We start from the raw sequence: 15,036 nt of genomic DNA, 5'->3' as shown, positions 1-15,036 counted from the left end.
AAGCGCTCGGTTCCGCTGAAGCTCTCCTCTCAGCTGAAGCTCTCCGCTCCGCTGAAGCTCTCCGCTCCGCTGAGCAGGGCCCCACCACCCGCCCGCGCCGCCCAGCGGCACGACCGCCCGCAGCTCAAAGCGACACGACACCCCACACCCGAGCCGCACGACTTCCCGCAGCGCAGGCGACACGACGCGCCCACAGCGGTGCGGGTGGGCGGTCCCGAGCGGCACCACCACCGCAGCCCCGCGATTACGCCCCCGCCAGCACGCCCGTCCAGTAGACCGTCCCCGCGCATGCGTTGGGGATCGTCACCGAGCCCGCGCCGGAGCCCGTGCCCGGGGTGTACGTCACTGCCACGCTGCCCTCGGCCGTGCCGTCCTCCGTGGCGAGTTGCGGGGCCGTGCCCGTGTCGCCGCCGGTGGAGGTACCGGCCGTGGTGGTCGGCTCCTGCGAAGGGGTCGGCTCGGGGCTGGGGTCGGGGTCGGGGCCGCCGACGCTGCCGCCGGGGGTGGAGCAGGTCTCCGAGGGAACCCAGGCGAACTTCACGTCGTAGCCGAGGCCCGGCTGGAGCACCAGCTGAGCGGCCTCCAGGGACGGGTCGGGCAGGAGACCGGCCGCCGCGTCCCCGGCGGTGTGCCGGGCCTGGCCGACCTTGCCGGCGTCGGCCGCGCCCTGCGGCGCCGCGCTCACCGAGCCGGTGCTGGTGACCGTACAGGCCGCGCCGGAGACGTTGGTGACGCGGAAGGAGCCGGAGACCGCGCCGGTGGAGTCGGGGGCGTCGCTGCTCGCGGAGGCGGGGCCGAGCTGGGCCGCGGTGCAGGCCGGGACGCCCGCGGCGGCGGTGGAGGAGGGGCCGGCGCCCTCGGACGCACCGGTGGCGGCGCCGGGGCCCTTGCCCGTCTCCTTCTCCCTCTTCTCGTCCTTCTCCCTGGCCTCGGACCCGCCGGAGGAGCCGCCTGTCGTGCTCTGGCCGCCGTCCGGGTCCTTGCCCTGGCTCGCGCCGCCCTGGGTCTCGGAGGCGTGGCCGATGGCGGACGGGTTGGCGTCGGAGCCGGTGGCGTTGGAGACGTGTACCAGGGCGGGGATGGCGGTGCCGATGAAGAGCGCCGCGGCGGCCATGCCGACGACGGCCTGCCGCTTGCGGGTCCGCCGCTGTGGCACCGCCTTCCGCAGGTACTCCAGGGTGCCGTCGCGCGGCTCCACCTCCTGCACCACCTGGTGCAGCATCCTGCGCAGGTCCAGCTCTTCCGAGTCGAACCCCTCGGGGTCCTGGTCGTCGGGGCCGTGGTTCACAGTTCTGTTCCCAGCGTGCGAATGCTTCGGATCTTGCCCGTGCAGCCTTGTCGGCTCGTGCCACTCGAAGGGATCGTGCCGGTCGCGCCCGTCCCGGCGCGCGCCGTCTCCGGCGCTCATGCCGGGGCCTCCATGGCGATCCTGAGCGCCGCGATCCCGCGCGAGCCGTACGCCTTGACCGAGCCCAGCGATATGCCGAGCGTCTCGGCGACCTGCGCCTCGGTCATGTCCGCGAAGTAGCGCAGCACCAGCACCTCGCGCTGGCGGCGCTGCAGGCCCTTCATCGCCTTGATGAGGAAGTCGCGCTCCAGCTGGTCGTAGGCACCTTCCTCGGCGCTGGCCATGTCGGGCATGGGCTTCGACAGCAGCTTCAGGCCGAGTATGCGGCGGCGCAGCGCCGAACGCGAGAGGTTGACGACCGTCTGTCGCAGGTACGCCAGGGTCTTCTCCGGGTCGCGGACCCGCTTGCGGGCGGAGTGGACCCGGATGAAGGCCTCCTGGACGACGTCCTCGCAGGAGGCGGTGTCGTCGAGGAGGAGGGCGGCGAGACCCAGCAGCGAGCGGTAGTGCGCGCGGTAGGTCTCGGTGAGGTGGTCGACGGTGGTACCCGCCGCGACACCGTCCTCGGCGTCGTCGCGCTGGTTCGGGATGCGGGCCGGCCGCGCTGCGGGCACGGGCGCGATCACCGGCATGCCACCGGGCGTACCGGGCATTCGGGGTCGGAGAGCCGCCGGACGGGCCGGTCGAAGGACCGTGCCGCGTGCCGCGCTGAAGTCGAGTACCTCTGCCACGCTTGTTTGACACGCCGACCCCGGTGAGGGTTGTACGTGCCGGGCGTCACTTTCACGCCGACCGTCGACGGTGACGGTCTACCCGCGTCAGGCAGCACAACTGATGGTGCATCAAATGCCCGCATGCGTCCCGCTCTTCCCCTGTGTCCAGATGTGAACGGACGTCCCCACGTCCGTTTCCAGGCGTCCCCACGCCTGATGACGCGCTCCCACGGCCGAAGGGTGACCGCAAAGACGCTCCCCGCCCTCCGCACGGTTGCGGAGGGCGGGGAGGTAAATCCTCTGCTGCCTACGACCCCGGGACAAGTGGTCCGGACCATCGACCGGCTCACACGTCGTCCACAGATCCTACAAACCGCCTGTGACATCGGCCGAGGTTTTCACCGGGGCGAAACTTCACGAAACCCCCGCCGTCACCGATCAGGACAGCTCGGCCGCCACCAACTCGGCGATCTGCGCGGTGTTGAGCGCGGAACCCTTGCGCAGGTTGTCCCCGCACACGAAGAGTTCGAGCGCCGTCGGGTCGTCCAGGGCCCGGCGCACCCGCCCGACCCAGGTCGGGTCGGTGCCGACCACGTCGGCGGGGGTCGGGAACTCCCCCGCGGCCGGGTTGTCGAACAGCACGACACCGGGCGCCGTGGCGAGGATCTCGCGAGCCTTGTCGACGGTGACCTCGCCCTCGAAGCGGGCGTGCACGGTCAGGGAGTGCGTGGTGATCACCGGCACGCGGACGCAGGTGACGGCCACGGGCAGCGTGGGCAGCCCGAGGATCTTGCGGGACTCGTCCCGCACCTTCAGCTCCTCCGACGACCAGCCGTCCTCACGCGCCGTACCGGCCCACGGCACGACATTCAGCGCGACCGGCTCCGGGAACGGCCCGGTGTTGTCCCCCACGGCCCGGCGTACGTCACCGGGGTGGGTGCCCAGCTCCGTGCCGGCCACCAGGGACAGCTGCTGGCGCAGGGTCGCCACACCGGTGCGCCCGGCGCCGCTGACGGCCTGGTACGAGGAGGCGACCAGCTCGCGCAGCCCGAACTCGGCGTGCAGCGCGCCCAGGGCCACGATCATGGAGAGCGTGGTGCAGCTGGGGTTGGCGATGATGCCGCGCGGGCGCATGCGCACGGCGTGCGGATTGACCTCGGGCACGACGAGCGGCACGTCCGGGTCCATCCGGAACGTGCCGGAGTTGTCGACCACCACCGCGCCCTTGGCGGCGGCCACGGGCGCCCATCGCTCGGCGACCTCGTCGGGAACGTCGAACAGGGCGACGTCGACCCCGTCGAAGGCCTCCTCGCCGATCGCCACGACCTCGGTCTCCTCGCCGCGTACGGCCAGCTTGCGGCCGGCCGAGCGCGGGGAGGCGACCAGTCGGATCTCGCCCCAGATGTCCGCCCGCTGGGACAGGATCTGGAGCATGACCGTGCCGACGGCTCCGGTCGCTCCCACCACGGCGAGCGTCGGTCGCGCGGACCGGCCGGTCTGCCCGGATCCGGCCATCAGCGGCCGGTGCCCCCGTAGACGACGGCCTCGTCGCTGTCGGAGTCGAGCCCGAACGCGGAGTGCACGGCACGGACGGCCTCGGGTACGTCGTCGGCGCGCGTGACGACCGAGATGCGGATCTCGGAGGTCGAGATCAGCTCGATGTTCACGCCCGCGTCGGACAGGGCCGTGAAGAAGTCGGCCGTGACACCCGGGTTGGTCTTCATACCGGCGCCGACCAGGGAGATCTTGCCGATCTGGTCGTCGTAGCGCAGCGAGTCGAAGCCGATGCCGGCCTTGTTCTTCTCGAGCGCGTCGATGGCCTTGCGGCCCTCGGTCTTCGGCAGCGTGAAGGAGATGTCCGTCAGGCCCGTGGAGGCGGCGGACACGTTCTGCACGACCATGTCGATGTTGATCTCGGCGTCGGCGATCGCGCGGAAGATCGAGGCCGCCTCGCCCGGCTTGTCCGGCACGCCGACGACCGTGACCTTGGCCTCGGAGGTGTCGTGCGCGACACCGGAGATGAGAGCCTGCTCCACCTGCTTGTCCCCTTGCGTAATCGGCTCGCTGCTGACCCACGTGCCCTGAAGTCCGCTGAAGCTGGACCGGACGTGGATCGGGATGTTGTACCGGCGGGCGTACTCCACACAGCGGTGGAGCAGCACCTTCGACCCGGATGCCGCCAGTTCGAGCATGTCCTCGAAGGAGATCCAGTCGATCTTCCGGGCCTTCTTCACCACCCGCGGGTCGGCGGTGAACACGCCGTCCACGTCGGTGTAGATCTCGCAGACGTCCGCGTCGAGGGCGGCGGCGAGAGCCACCGCCGTGGTGTCGGAGCCGCCGCGGCCGAGCGTGGTGATGTCCTTGGTGTCCTGGCTGACGCCCTGGAACCCGGCCACGATCGCGATGTTGCCCTCGTCCACCGAGGTCTTGATCCGTCCCGGCGTGACGTCGATGATCCGGGCCTTGTTGTGGACCGAGTCGGTGATGACACCTGCCTGGCTGCCGGTGAACGACTGGGCCTCGTGGCCCAGCTTCTTGATCGCCATGGCCAGCAGGGCCATGGAGATCCGCTCTCCGGCGGTCAGCAGCATGTCGAGCTCGCGCCCGGCAGGCATCGGGGAAACCTGCTCGGCGAGATCGATCAGCTCGTCCGTCGTGTCGCCCATCGCGGAAACCACGGCAACCACCTGGTTGCCGTTCTGCTTCGCTTCCACGATCCGCTTGGCGACGCGCTTGATGCCCTCGGCATCGGCTACGGAGGAGCCTCCGTACTTCTGCACGACAAGGCCCACGTGCGCTCCTCGCTCAATCCGTCTCTATCCGCTCATACGCATTCGTACCGCGGTCGGCTCAGTCTAACGAGCGTCCGAAAACTCCTTCCGCGGTATCGCATGGTGAGATTCCGGGGCTCGTCCAGAGTCGCTCATGCCCATCTGGGCACGGGCCACTCGGAAAGTGCCCGGCGTCACAATCCGCACCCCGGGCGAGCCAGGTAACTCAACTTTCAAGCACTATGGTTCAGTTGTGCGTGTACTCCTGGTGGAAGACGACGAACCGGTCGCCGAGTCCCTGCGCCGCGGCCTGAGGCGCTACGGCTTCGAGGTCGAGTGGGTCGCCACGGGCGGGGCGGCGCTGCGGCACGCGGGTCCCTACGAGGTCGTCCTGCTGGACCTCGGCCTGCCCGACACCGACGGCCTGGACATCTGCAAGGCGCTGCGCGAGCGCGGCGACGTCCCGATCATCGTGATCAGCGCGCGCAGCGACGAGACGGACCGGGTGGTCGGGCTGGAGCTGGGCGCGGACGACTACGTCTCCAAGCCGTTCGGGGTCCGGGAGGTCATCGCCCGGATAAGGGCGGTCATGCGGCGCGCGCGGCCCCGTACGCCCGCCGCGGGCAGCGCGGAGAGCGGCCCCGACCGCTACGGCCCGCGCCTGACGATCGACCGCAAGGCGGCCCGGGTGCGACTCGACGGCCAGGAGGTGGCCCTCGCGCCCAAGGAGTACGACCTGCTGGCCTTCCTCACCGAGGAGCCCGGGGCGCTGATGTCGCGCGAGCAGATCATGGAAGCGGTCTGGGACGCGAACTGGTTCGGGCCGACGAAGACGCTGGACGTGCACGTGGCGGCGCTGCGGCGCAAGCTCGCGGGGGCGATCACGATCGAGGCGGTGCGCGGGGTCGGCTTCCGGCTGGAGACCGCCCAGGACGAGGGCGACGGCGCCTCATGATCCGCCGGCTCGTCCGCAGCTACGTCCTGCTCGTCGCGGTCGCCATCGCGCTGTTCACCGTGCCGGTGGCGTTCACGCTCACCAATCAGCTTCGCGACGACACCGAGTCCGCCGTCCTGCGCGAGGCCGACGCCATGGCCCTGCTGCTGGGCGACGGCCGGGCCGCCTCCTGCCAGGCCCTGGAGGAGATGGCCAAGGCGTACGACGACGAGATCCAGGTGACCACCACCGTCGGCTGCCCGGCGGACCTGCGGCGGCCGACGGCTGACGGGGCCCTGGCCGCGGCCCTGGAGGACGGCCGTTCCACGACCGACTGGGGCTCCTCCTTCATCTGGGGTCCCGAGCTGGTGATCACGGTGCCCGCCCGCGCGGCCGGCACGGACCAGGTCGTCGGCGCCGTACGCATCGTGTACTCCACCGGCGAGATGACCGACCGCCTCTGGCAGATCTGGGGCTTCCGGGCGGTCCTGGCCGTACTCGTCCTCGGGGTGGCCGCCCTGCTCGGCGTCGTGGCCGCCCGCCGCCTCACCCGGCCGCTGCGCCAGCTCAACGACATGGCCAGCAAGTTCAGCGACGGCGATCTGACCGCCCGCTCCCCCGTGACGGGCCCGCCCGAGACCCAGACCCTCGCGCGCACCCTCAATCAGGGCGCGGAACGCCTGGACACGCTGATCGCGGCCCAGCGCATCTTCGTCGCCGACGCCTCCCACCAGCTGCGCACCCCGCTCACGGCGCTGCGGCTGTCCCTGGACAACATCTCGGACGGGGTGGACGACGAATTCGTACGGGAGGACGTGGAGCAGGCGACGGCGGAGGTCGTGCGAATGAGCCGCCTGGTCAACGGACTGCTGGTGCTGGCCCGGGCCGAGGCCAAGGTGGCGGCGGCCGAGCCGCTCCCGCTGATGGACATCGTGCGGGAGCGGCTCGCCGTGTGGAGGCCGGCCGCCGACGAGCGCGGAGTCACCGTCGCGCTCGGGGGGAGTGCCGACGGCCGGCTGTCCGTGCTGGCCAGCCCCGGCGCTCTGGACCAGGTGCTGGACAACGTGCTGTCCAACGCCCTGGAGGTCTCACCGGACGGCGGGACGATCACCGTGCGGGTGGACCCCCGGGGCGACGTGGTGGGGGTGTCGGTCCTGGACGAAGGGCCCGGCATGTCGGACGCCGAGAAGTCCCGCGCCTTCGACCGCTTCTGGCGGGGCCAGGGCCTGACCGGGAGGACCGGCTCCGGCCTCGGTCTCGCCGTCGTCAGACAGCTGGTGGCGGACGACGGCGGGACCGTGGCGCTGACGGACGCTCCCCCCGTCTCGGCTTCGCCCGCCCGGGGGCACCCGCAGGGTGGCGGCCTGTGCGTGACGATCACGCTCCGGGCGTCCCACCGGGGCGGCGGCTGAGACTCACCCCTCGGGCATCTTCGAGGAGTGGTGGTTGACGATCAGCCAGGTGCCGTTCGGCTGCTTCTCGTAGGCGTAGGTGTAACGGGCCTTGACGGTGCTCTTCGCGCCCGTCTCGTGGTCGGTGAGCGCGAACTCGTACACACCGGCGTCGATGACGGTGTCGCGGTCGAGGACGTTGACCACGGACTCGACCTTGGTCCCGACCGGCTTGTTCCGCAGGAAGTGCTCGAAGTAGTCGACGATCCCGGCTCTGTCCGTGCGGACCTGGTTGGAGACGGTCGGCAGCAGGACCGCGTCCTTCGCGTACAGGTCGGCGACCTTCTGCGGGTCCCCGGTCCGCAGCGCGGCGTTCCAGCCGTCGAACAGCCCGAGCACCTGCGCCTTGGTGACCGTCCGGGAGTGCTTCGCGGACTCGCTCCCGGAGTCGGCTCCGGCGACCCCCACCCCGAGGGCGAAGGCACCGCCGGCGGCGACGGCGACCGCGGTGACGACTGCTATGCCTCGGCGGGCTGGGCGGCGGTTCATGGCATCTCCATTGCGTGTGAGGGGAGTTGGCTGTGAGGGGAGTTGACTTGCCTCCGCTTTCTCCGCGGTGGAAGTGACTCCAGACTCGCGTCTCACCGGTCAGGGGCCGTACAGCCCACATACAAGGGGCGTACAAGGAGCTGCCAAATCACGCTGCGTGAACATGGGGACGGGCGCTACCGTCTGGGCATGGAGATTCTGCGCTACGTGGCCTTCAGCACCGACCCCAAGGGCGGCAACCCCGCGGGGGTGGTGCTCGACGCCACCGGGGCCGACGACGCGGCGATGCTGGCGGTGGCGGCCGAAGTCGTCTACTCGGAGACGGCGTTCGTGACGGAGTCCGGCGACGGTCCCCTGGACGTGCGGTACTTCAGCCCGCTCGCCGAGGTCCCGTTCTGCGGCCACGCGACGATCGCGACGGCCGTCGCCCACGCGGAGCGGCACGGCACCGGCAGCCTGCCGCTGCGTACGAAGGCGGGCCCGGTCACCGTCACCACGGACCGGGCGGCGGACGGCACCCTCGTGGCGACCCTGGTGAGCGTCGCGCCGCGTACGGCGCCGATGGACGAGGCCACCCTGGCCGAACTGCTGGCGATCCTGGGCTGGCCCGCCGGGGACCTGGACCCGGAGCTGCCGCCCCGCGTGGCGTTCGGCGGGGCCTGGCACCCGGTCATCGCCGCCGCGACCCGGGACCGGCTGGCCGGCCTGGACTACGACATGGCCGCGCTCGCCGCCCTCATGGCCCGCGAGGACTGGACCACGATCGACCTGCTCTGGCGCGAGTCGCCCACGGTGTTCCACGCCCGCAACCCGTTCCCGCCCGGCGGCGTGGTCGAGGATCCGGCGACGGGCGCGGCGGCAGCCGCGTTCGGCGGCTACCTCAGGGAACTCGGACTCGTCACGCCGCCGGCGACCTTGACGATCCATCAGGGCGCGGACATGGGACGGCCGAGCACGATCACGGTGTCCGTGCCGGCGGGGGCGGACACCGGAATCGGCGTCACCGGTACGGCCGTTCCGATCTGACGGGCTACTTCGCCGGGCGCAGGCCCAGCGGGCCCGCGATCTCCTCGGCCATCACGCGGCCCGCCTCGATCTCCAGGGTGTCGTCGCCCATGCCCTGGTCCGTGTCCAGGCCGTCGAGTTCGGCGAGGGGCTGGTTGAGGCGGACGTGTGCGAGGACCGACTGCAGGGCCCGCAGGCTCGCCGAGGCGGTGGAACCCCAGTTGGAGAAGTAGGAGAACTGCCACCACCACAGCGCCTCGGAGGTGCGCCCCGCCCGGTAGTGGGCCATGCCGTGGCGCAGGTCCGTGATGACGTCCGTGAGGTCGTCGGAGATGCGGGCCGGGACCGGGGCCTTGCGGGGCTCGTAGGGGTCGAAGACCTCGGAGTAGACGTCGATGGGGTCCAGCAGGCGGGCCAGGTTCTCGCGGAGTTCGTCGACGTCCGCCTCGGGACCCGAGTCGGGCTCGTAGCGCTCGTCCGGGACGATGTCCTCGTGCGCACCGAGCCGGCCGCCGGCCAGGAGGAGCTGGGAGACCTCCAGGAGGAGGAACGGCACGGCCGATTCCGGCTCGTCGCCCTTGGCGACCTCGATGACGGCGACCAGGAAACTCTCGATCTGGTCCGCGATCTGGACCGCGAAGTCGTCCGGGTTCTGGTTCGTCGCGTGCAGCGTGGCGTCAGACATCTAGGAGTCGTCTCCCCTCGAAGGCGCGGCCGAGGGTGACCTCGTCCGCGTATTCCAGGTCGCCGCCCACCGGGAGGCCGCTGGCCAGGCGGGTGACCTTCAGGCCCATGGGCTTGATCATGCGGGCGAGGTACGTCGCTGTCGCCTCGCCCTCGAGATTCGGGTCCGTGGCGAGGATGAGCTCGGTGACGGTGCCGTCGGCGAGACGGGCCAGCAGCTCCCTGATGCGCAGGTCGTCCGGGCCCACCCCGTCGATCGGGCTGATCGCACCGCCCAGCACGTGGTACCGGCCCCGGAACTCACGCGTGCGCTCGATCGCCACGACGTCCTTCGGCTCCTCGACCACGCAGATGACGGCGGGGTCGCGGCGGGTGTCGCGGCAGATGTTGCACAGCTCCTCCTGTGCGACGTTGCCGCAGGTCGCGCAGAAGCGGACCTTCGCCTTGACCTCCATCAGCGCCTGCGCGAGGCGCCGTACGTCCGTCGGCTCCGCCTGGAGGATGTGGAAGGCGATCCGCTGGGCGCTCTTCGGACCGACGCCGGGCAGCCGTCCCAGCTCGTCGATCAGGTCCTGGACCACGCCTTCGTACAACGGACTGCCTTCCTGGGTCTTCGAGGTCGCTCGCGCCGTACGGCCTTCCCGTACGTACCGTAGTTGTCTGCCGCCTGTCCGAGGAAGGCGGCAGACGGATCAGAACGGCAGGCCGGGGATGCCGCCGCCTTCCAGACCCTGCGCGAGCGGGCCCAGCTTCTGCTGCTGGAGCGCCTGCGCGTTCTCGTTGGCCGCCTGGACGGCCGCCACGACGAGGTCCGCGAGGGTCTCGGTGTCCTCGGGGTCCACCGCCTTCGGGTCGATCTTCAGGGCGCGCAGCTCGCCGGCGCCGGTGACGGTGGCGGTCACCAGGCCGCCGCCCGCCTGGCCGTCGACCTCCGTCTGCGCCAGTTCCTCCTGCGCCCGCGCCAGGTCCTGTTGCATCTTCTGGGCCTGCTGGAGCAGCTGCTGCATATTGGGCTGGCCACCACCGGGGATCACGATCAGCTCCTTGCTCGGTACGGGTTTTCCCGTTCGGCACGAGCCTACGTGGTCGGACCCGCCGTCGCCCCAGCACTCTTTCGGGTGAGTCCCCCTCGCGCCCCATAACCGATCAAGGAATACTTCCGGGCGGAAAAGAGGTGAAAGCTACATCTTCGCCACCCGTTGGGGGGTAGGAAGGGTCGGGCGCGTTGCGGATGCGGAGTGGATCCGTCGCGCGGCGTGATCGGTGAGTGAACCGTGCGTGGTCATTCGTGGTCAGTGAGGAGTGCCGGGTGGGTCAGCCGGAGATGCAGCCCGAGGGGCCGCCTCAGGACGGGCGGGGCGAGGGGGCGGCGGCCCGGCTTTGGCCGGGCGACCTGACCGGGCGGGCCTTTCCGCTCGGGGACTGGGGCGAGCCGGCGGTCCGGCTGGACGAGCTGTACCGGTGGGTGGAGCGCGGGGCGCTGCGGACGGCGGCCTGGTATCTCGCGGACCGAGTGTGGAAGCGGCGGTGCGCGCGGGTGCTGCGCTGCGGGGCCGCGGCGGGGGCGGTGACCGGGGTCGCGCTGCCCCTGCTGGATCTGACCGGGGTCGCGGGCGGCATCGCGCCCTGGGGGTGTCTGGCGCTGCTGCTGGCGGTGGCGTGTGTGGCCGCCGACCGGTACTTCGGGGTGACGTCGGGGTGGATGCGGGACGTTGCCACCGCGCAGGCCGTGCAGCGGCGGCTGCAGGCCCTGCAGTTCGACTGGGCTGCGGAGAGTGTGCGGGAGGTGCTGGGACCGGCGGAGGGGACGGCCGGCGAGGCGGCCGAGCGGTGCCTCGGGGTGCTGCGGAGGTTCTCCGAGGACGTGACCGAGCTGGTGCGGGTGGAGACGGCGGACTGGATGGGGGAGTTCCGGGTGGGGGGTGCCGCGCCCGTGGGGGTGCAGGCGGCGGTGTTCCACGGTGCGGCGCGGGGGACCGAGGTGGGGGTGAACGGGCGGTTCGCGGTGCCTCCGGCGGGCGGCGCGCGGCCGAACATGCCCCGCCAACGGCCACCCGAGCCCAGGTGACCGCGGGGTGCGGCTGAGGGGGCGGGCGGGTCCGCGTACCCGGCGGGCGGTGTCCCACCGCGCCCACCCCGTACGGCCGTACGCGCGGGCGCCCGGACTTCGTCGACCGGAATGCGCCGTACGTTCAACAGCCGCACGGGAAGCGGAAGTTGTCACTGCTTCGTGTACGTCAGCCGTTCCCCGCTGCTCGTGTTGACGCGCTGGAGCGTGCCGTCCGGCAGGAGGGTGACCTCGGTGGCCGCGCCCGGGGTGCAGGCGGTGCGCGGCTGGCCGACCTTCACGGTGGACGGGCCGATCCTCAGCGGGCCGCCGGCCCCGGGGGCCGTGGTCAGCCGTCCCTCGAACACGCAGTGGTAGGTGCCGCCGCCCCTGGTCGGGCCGTCCGCCACGAGGGACAGGACCGTGTCGCCCGGCTCGCCCTGCTGGAGGGTCAGCGAGCGGCTGTGCTGTCCGTCGGCGTTGTCGATGGTCGTGGTCCAGGTGCCGAGGTACCCCGTCGGGATCGTGCCGCCCGCCAGTGAGGGGGAGGTGCCGGGCTGCGAGGTCGTCGGGGACGGGCCGGGCGTGGTCGGGGGCGCGCCGGTGCGCTGCGTGGGGGTGGGGTCGGCGCCGCCGGCCCGGTGGTCGCGGTCGCCGTCCTGCATCAGCGCGTACACCGACCCGCCCGCGGCCAGCGCGACGACCAGGGCGATGACGACGAGCAGCGCGGTGGACCGGCCGTTTCTCCGCGGCGGCTCGTGCGGGGGGCCGTACGGCGGGGTCGTGCCGTAGGGCGGGGTGGAGCCGAGGGCGCCGTAGGCGGGGTGGGCCGGGGCGCCGGGCTGGGGGTGCTGCTGGGGATAGCCGTACGCCGGGTACGGATGCGGGGGCGGGGGCGGGGTCGTCTGCGGGTGGGGCGCGTTGGCGGGGCCGGGGGGCTGCTGGGGCGCCGGGGCGGCGCCCTGGCCCGCGACCATGGTGGGCAGATGGTTCAGCGGCGGCCCCTCGCCCGGCCGGCCCGGCGAAGGCGGCCCGGGGTTCGGGATGGGGTTCGGGGCGGGCGCCGTCGCGGCGGCCGGGGACAGCGCGGGGCCCGGCGCCGATTCGTCGGCGGCGGGGGCGTGTTCGGGGGTCGCGCCGGGGCCGCCCGCGGGGACCGGCGGCGGAACGGGGCCCGGGCCGGAGCGAGCGACGGGGCCGGAGTCCGGCTGGGTGACGCGACCGTGGCCCGGCTGAGCCACGGAGCCGGAGCCCGGCTCGGCCGGGAAGCCGGAGCCCGGCTGGTCCGCGGGCCCGGCCCCAGGAGCCCCGGCGGAACCGGCCCGCTCCCCCACGGCAGCGGCACCCGCACCCGCACCCGCACCCGCACCCGCACCCGCACCCGCACCCGCACCCGCAGACATACCGGGCCGCACCCCCGCCCCGGCCCCCGCACCCGGCGCGGCGGATGAGCCGCCCCCCTCCTGCTCCCCCGCCGGATCCTCCGCGTCCAGCAACCGCACGGCGTGCCGCCCCAGTTGCGCCACCAGCGCACTCGGCAGCCACGGGTCGAGGGCGCGGCCGTCCGAGACGGTGTCGTCCGCACCCGTGCGCTGCAGGACGCGGTCGAGGGAGGGCCGGGCGGCGGGGTCCTTGCGCAGGCAGTCGCGGACCAGGTCGGCGATGCCCTCGGGGACGCCCTTCAGGTCCGGTTCCTCCTGGGCGATGCGGAACATCAGGGCGTGCACCCCGCTGCCCGCGGTGCCGAAGGGCAGGGCGCCGGTGGCGGCGTAGGCGAGGACCGAGCCGAGGCAGAAGACGTCGCACGCCGGGGTGATGCGGTCGCCCCGCACCTGCTCGGGCGCCATGAAACCGGGCGATCCGACGAGCGCGCCGGTGCGGGTCAGCCCGCCGTCCGTCACGGTCTCCAGGGCGCGTGCGATGCCGAAGTCGATGACGCGCGGGCCGTCGATGGTGACCAGCACGTTGGACGGCTTGAGGTCGCGGTGGACGATGCCGGCCGCGTGGATGTCCTGCAGCGCGTGGGCGAGCCCGGCCGCGAGGATCCGGACCGTCCGCTCGGGCAGGGCGCCGTGGTCGTGCCCGACGACCTGCTGCAGGCTCGGCCCGGCGACGTACCCGGTGGCGACCCACGGCACTGCGGCCTCGGTGTCCGCGTCCAGCACCGGCGCCGTCCAGTACCCGCCGACCCGCCGCGCGGCCCGCACCTCCTGCCGGAACCGCTCGCGGAACTCCTCCTGCGCGGCGAGCTCCTCGCGCACGAGTTTCACGGCGACCGTACGGCCCCGCTCCGAGCGGGCCAGATAGACATGCCCCATGCCACCCGCACCGAGCCGCGCCAGCAGCCGGTACGCACCAATCCGCTGTGGATCCCCGGGCCCCAGCTTCTCCATCGCTCCGCCGCCTTCCCCCCACACGTGAGCAACGGATCGAGAATAGTGCGGGGCCGGGACGGGGTGGCCGGGCCGCTGCCTACGGTTCCGTAACAGGCGGAGGCTCAGTGACGGGCGGCCCCACCTTGTCGAGCACCTCCGACAGCCGTTCCAGCACTCGCACCGTCTCCGCCAGCTCCGTCTCCCCGAACACCTCGGCCAGCCGGTCGGCGAAGGCCGCGTGCCCCGGGTCGATCCGGGCGATCGCCGCCCGCCCCTCCCCGGTCGGCGCGAGAAGCTTGGCGCGCCGGTGCGCCGGGTTCGGCCGGTACTCCGCGAGTCCCCGCTCCACCAGCAGGTCGGCGATGCGCTGCACGCTCTGCCGGGTGATGCCCATGGCGCGGGCGATGCCGGAGACGGGCAGTGGTTCGCCGAGGACCGCGCCGAGCACCTGCCACCAGGCGGCCGTCAGCCCGGCGGGCCGGGCCAGTTCCTCCGCCACGCCGAGGAACTGGCCGTTGAGCCGGAACACCCCGAGGGCGCTGCGGCTGAGCAGGTCCTGACGCTCCCGGCTCACAGCGCGCCGGCCTTCTCCAACACCGCGTACGCCGCCGCGTCGGAGTCGTGGAACAGCCGGTACCAGGCGTCCAGCACCTCGCCCTCGTAGACCCCGAGCAGCCGGAGGACCTCGCGGGCGAAGGCGACCGGCTCGGTGGGGCCGGCCGTGATCAGGAGGCCGTCGGTGACCGCGTCGGTCTCGACGTAGCGTCCGGCGCCCGCGTAGCCGGTCGCGGCCAGGTAGAAGGAGACCGCGCTGGTGTGGTCGCGGTCGTCGAGCAGGCCCTCGCGGGCGAGTCCGGCGGTGGCTCCGCAGATCGCGGCGACCGGCACGCCCGCGTCGAGGAAGGCCCTGGCTTTGCGGGCGAAGGGCGCCAGGTCGTCCGACGTGTCCCAGAGGCCGGCGCCCGGGAGGATCAGCAGCGCGCTGTCCTCGGGCCGTACGTCGTCCAGGGCCAGGTCGGGCTGGACGCGCAGTCCGCCGGCGCTCGTGACCGGGGCCGTGGACGGGCCGACGGTCCGGATCCGCCGGCCAGCGCGGGCGAGCTGGGCCGTGGCGTGGCCGGGCTCCCAGTCGGCGAGCGTGTCGTAGACGGCGAGATGGACGGGCTTGTGGCCTGCGGTGGCGTTCATGGCTCCTCCTCGGACCCGGTGCCTCATGACA

The 15,036-nt window shown here is 72.7% G+C and carries 15 protein-coding genes; 4 read left to right on the top strand and 11 right to left on the bottom strand.

Annotated features, from left to right (window positions below):
• Window positions 1–244: 244 nt before the first annotated feature.
• From ACZ5TL_RS03015 to ACZ5TL_RS03000, 4 genes are all read right to left on the bottom strand, one after another.
• The gene (locus ACZ5TL_RS03015) at window positions 245–1,288 is read right to left on the bottom strand and encodes a hypothetical protein (protein ID WP_468586982.1); all 1,044 of its coding nucleotides are present in this window, start codon (window positions 1,286–1,288) and stop codon (window positions 245–247) included.
• Between the two features lie 116 nt (window positions 1,289–1,404).
• Window positions 1,405–1,980, bottom strand: a complete 576-nt coding sequence (locus tag ACZ5TL_RS03010; protein ID WP_468586980.1) for a SigE family RNA polymerase sigma factor — start codon at window positions 1,978–1,980, stop codon at window positions 1,405–1,407.
• Between the two features lie 519 nt (window positions 1,981–2,499).
• Complete coding sequence (locus ACZ5TL_RS03005; protein WP_468586978.1) at window positions 2,500–3,576, bottom strand: aspartate-semialdehyde dehydrogenase; 1,077 nt, start codon at window positions 3,574–3,576, stop codon at window positions 2,500–2,502.
• Window positions 3,576–4,853, bottom strand: coding sequence for an aspartate kinase (locus ACZ5TL_RS03000; RefSeq protein ID WP_384153443.1), 1,278 nt, complete (start codon window positions 4,851–4,853; stop codon window positions 3,576–3,578). The genes ACZ5TL_RS03005 and ACZ5TL_RS03000 overlap by 1 nt, the downstream gene beginning before the upstream one ends.
• Window positions 4,854–5,085: 232 nt before the next feature.
• On the opposite strand from ACZ5TL_RS03000, the gene ACZ5TL_RS02995 reads away from it, so the two are divergent.
• Complete coding sequence (locus ACZ5TL_RS02995; protein WP_468586976.1) at window positions 5,086–5,787, top strand: response regulator transcription factor; 702 nt, start codon at window positions 5,086–5,088, stop codon at window positions 5,785–5,787.
• Window positions 5,784–7,178, top strand: coding sequence for a sensor histidine kinase (locus ACZ5TL_RS02990; protein ID WP_468586974.1), 1,395 nt, complete (start codon window positions 5,784–5,786; stop codon window positions 7,176–7,178). Before ACZ5TL_RS02995 ends, ACZ5TL_RS02990 begins: the two co-directional genes overlap by 4 nt.
• A 3-nt stretch (window positions 7,179–7,181) precedes the next feature.
• Here the strand turns inward: ACZ5TL_RS02990 and ACZ5TL_RS02985 are convergent, their stop codons facing one another.
• Window positions 7,182–7,706, bottom strand: coding sequence for an SgcJ/EcaC family oxidoreductase (locus ACZ5TL_RS02985; protein WP_468586972.1), 525 nt, complete (start codon window positions 7,704–7,706; stop codon window positions 7,182–7,184).
• Window positions 7,707–7,895: 189 nt separating this feature from the next.
• Between ACZ5TL_RS02985 and ACZ5TL_RS02980 the strand changes: the two genes are divergently transcribed.
• Window positions 7,896–8,732 (top strand): PhzF family phenazine biosynthesis protein, encoded by an 837-nt coding sequence (locus ACZ5TL_RS02980; RefSeq protein ID WP_468586970.1) that lies wholly within the window; start codon window positions 7,896–7,898, stop codon window positions 8,730–8,732.
• Window positions 8,733–8,736: 4 nt separating this feature from the next.
• Here ACZ5TL_RS02980 and ACZ5TL_RS02975 read toward each other — a convergent pair whose 3' ends face one another.
• From ACZ5TL_RS02975 to ACZ5TL_RS02965, 3 genes are all read right to left on the bottom strand, one after another.
• Complete coding sequence (locus ACZ5TL_RS02975) at window positions 8,737–9,396, bottom strand: DUF5063 domain-containing protein (RefSeq protein ID WP_468586968.1); 660 nt, start codon at window positions 9,394–9,396, stop codon at window positions 8,737–8,739.
• Window positions 9,389–9,988 carry a recombination mediator RecR gene (gene recR / locus ACZ5TL_RS02970; protein WP_003991835.1) on the bottom strand — a complete coding sequence of 200 codons (600 nt, stop codon included), beginning with the start codon at window positions 9,986–9,988 and terminating at the stop codon, window positions 9,389–9,391. Before recR ends, ACZ5TL_RS02975 begins: the two co-directional genes overlap by 8 nt.
• Before the next feature lie 99 nt (window positions 9,989–10,087).
• Window positions 10,088–10,429 carry a YbaB/EbfC family nucleoid-associated protein gene (locus ACZ5TL_RS02965; protein WP_468586966.1) on the bottom strand — a complete coding sequence of 114 codons (342 nt, stop codon included), beginning with the start codon at window positions 10,427–10,429 and terminating at the stop codon, window positions 10,088–10,090.
• A 275-nt stretch (window positions 10,430–10,704) separates the two neighbouring features.
• On the opposite strand from ACZ5TL_RS02965, the gene ACZ5TL_RS02960 reads away from it, so the two are divergent.
• Window positions 10,705–11,463, top strand: coding sequence for an SLATT domain-containing protein (locus tag ACZ5TL_RS02960; RefSeq protein ID WP_468586964.1), 759 nt, complete (start codon window positions 10,705–10,707; stop codon window positions 11,461–11,463).
• A 152-nt stretch (window positions 11,464–11,615) separates the two neighbouring features.
• On the opposite strand, the gene ACZ5TL_RS02955 is transcribed toward ACZ5TL_RS02960, so the two are convergent.
• The 3 genes from ACZ5TL_RS02955 to ACZ5TL_RS02945 form a co-directional block, all read right to left on the bottom strand.
• Window positions 11,616–13,835 carry a serine/threonine-protein kinase gene (locus ACZ5TL_RS02955; protein WP_468586962.1) on the bottom strand — a complete coding sequence of 740 codons (2,220 nt, stop codon included), beginning with the start codon at window positions 13,833–13,835 and terminating at the stop codon, window positions 11,616–11,618.
• 79 nt (window positions 13,836–13,914) lie between these two features.
• Window positions 13,915–14,391 carry a MarR family winged helix-turn-helix transcriptional regulator gene (locus tag ACZ5TL_RS02950; RefSeq protein ID WP_468586960.1) on the bottom strand — a complete coding sequence of 159 codons (477 nt, stop codon included), beginning with the start codon at window positions 14,389–14,391 and terminating at the stop codon, window positions 13,915–13,917.
• Complete coding sequence (locus tag ACZ5TL_RS02945) at window positions 14,388–15,005, bottom strand: DJ-1/PfpI family protein (protein WP_468586958.1); 618 nt, start codon at window positions 15,003–15,005, stop codon at window positions 14,388–14,390. The genes ACZ5TL_RS02950 and ACZ5TL_RS02945 overlap by 4 nt, the downstream gene beginning before the upstream one ends.
• Between the last annotated feature and the right edge of the window lie 31 nt (window positions 15,006–15,036).

It is taken from the genome of Streptomyces sp. NPDC033136 (assembly GCF_055578235.1).
Note: the sequence above shows the minus strand (reverse complement) of the source record. Positions and strands in the feature narration are given on the sequence as shown.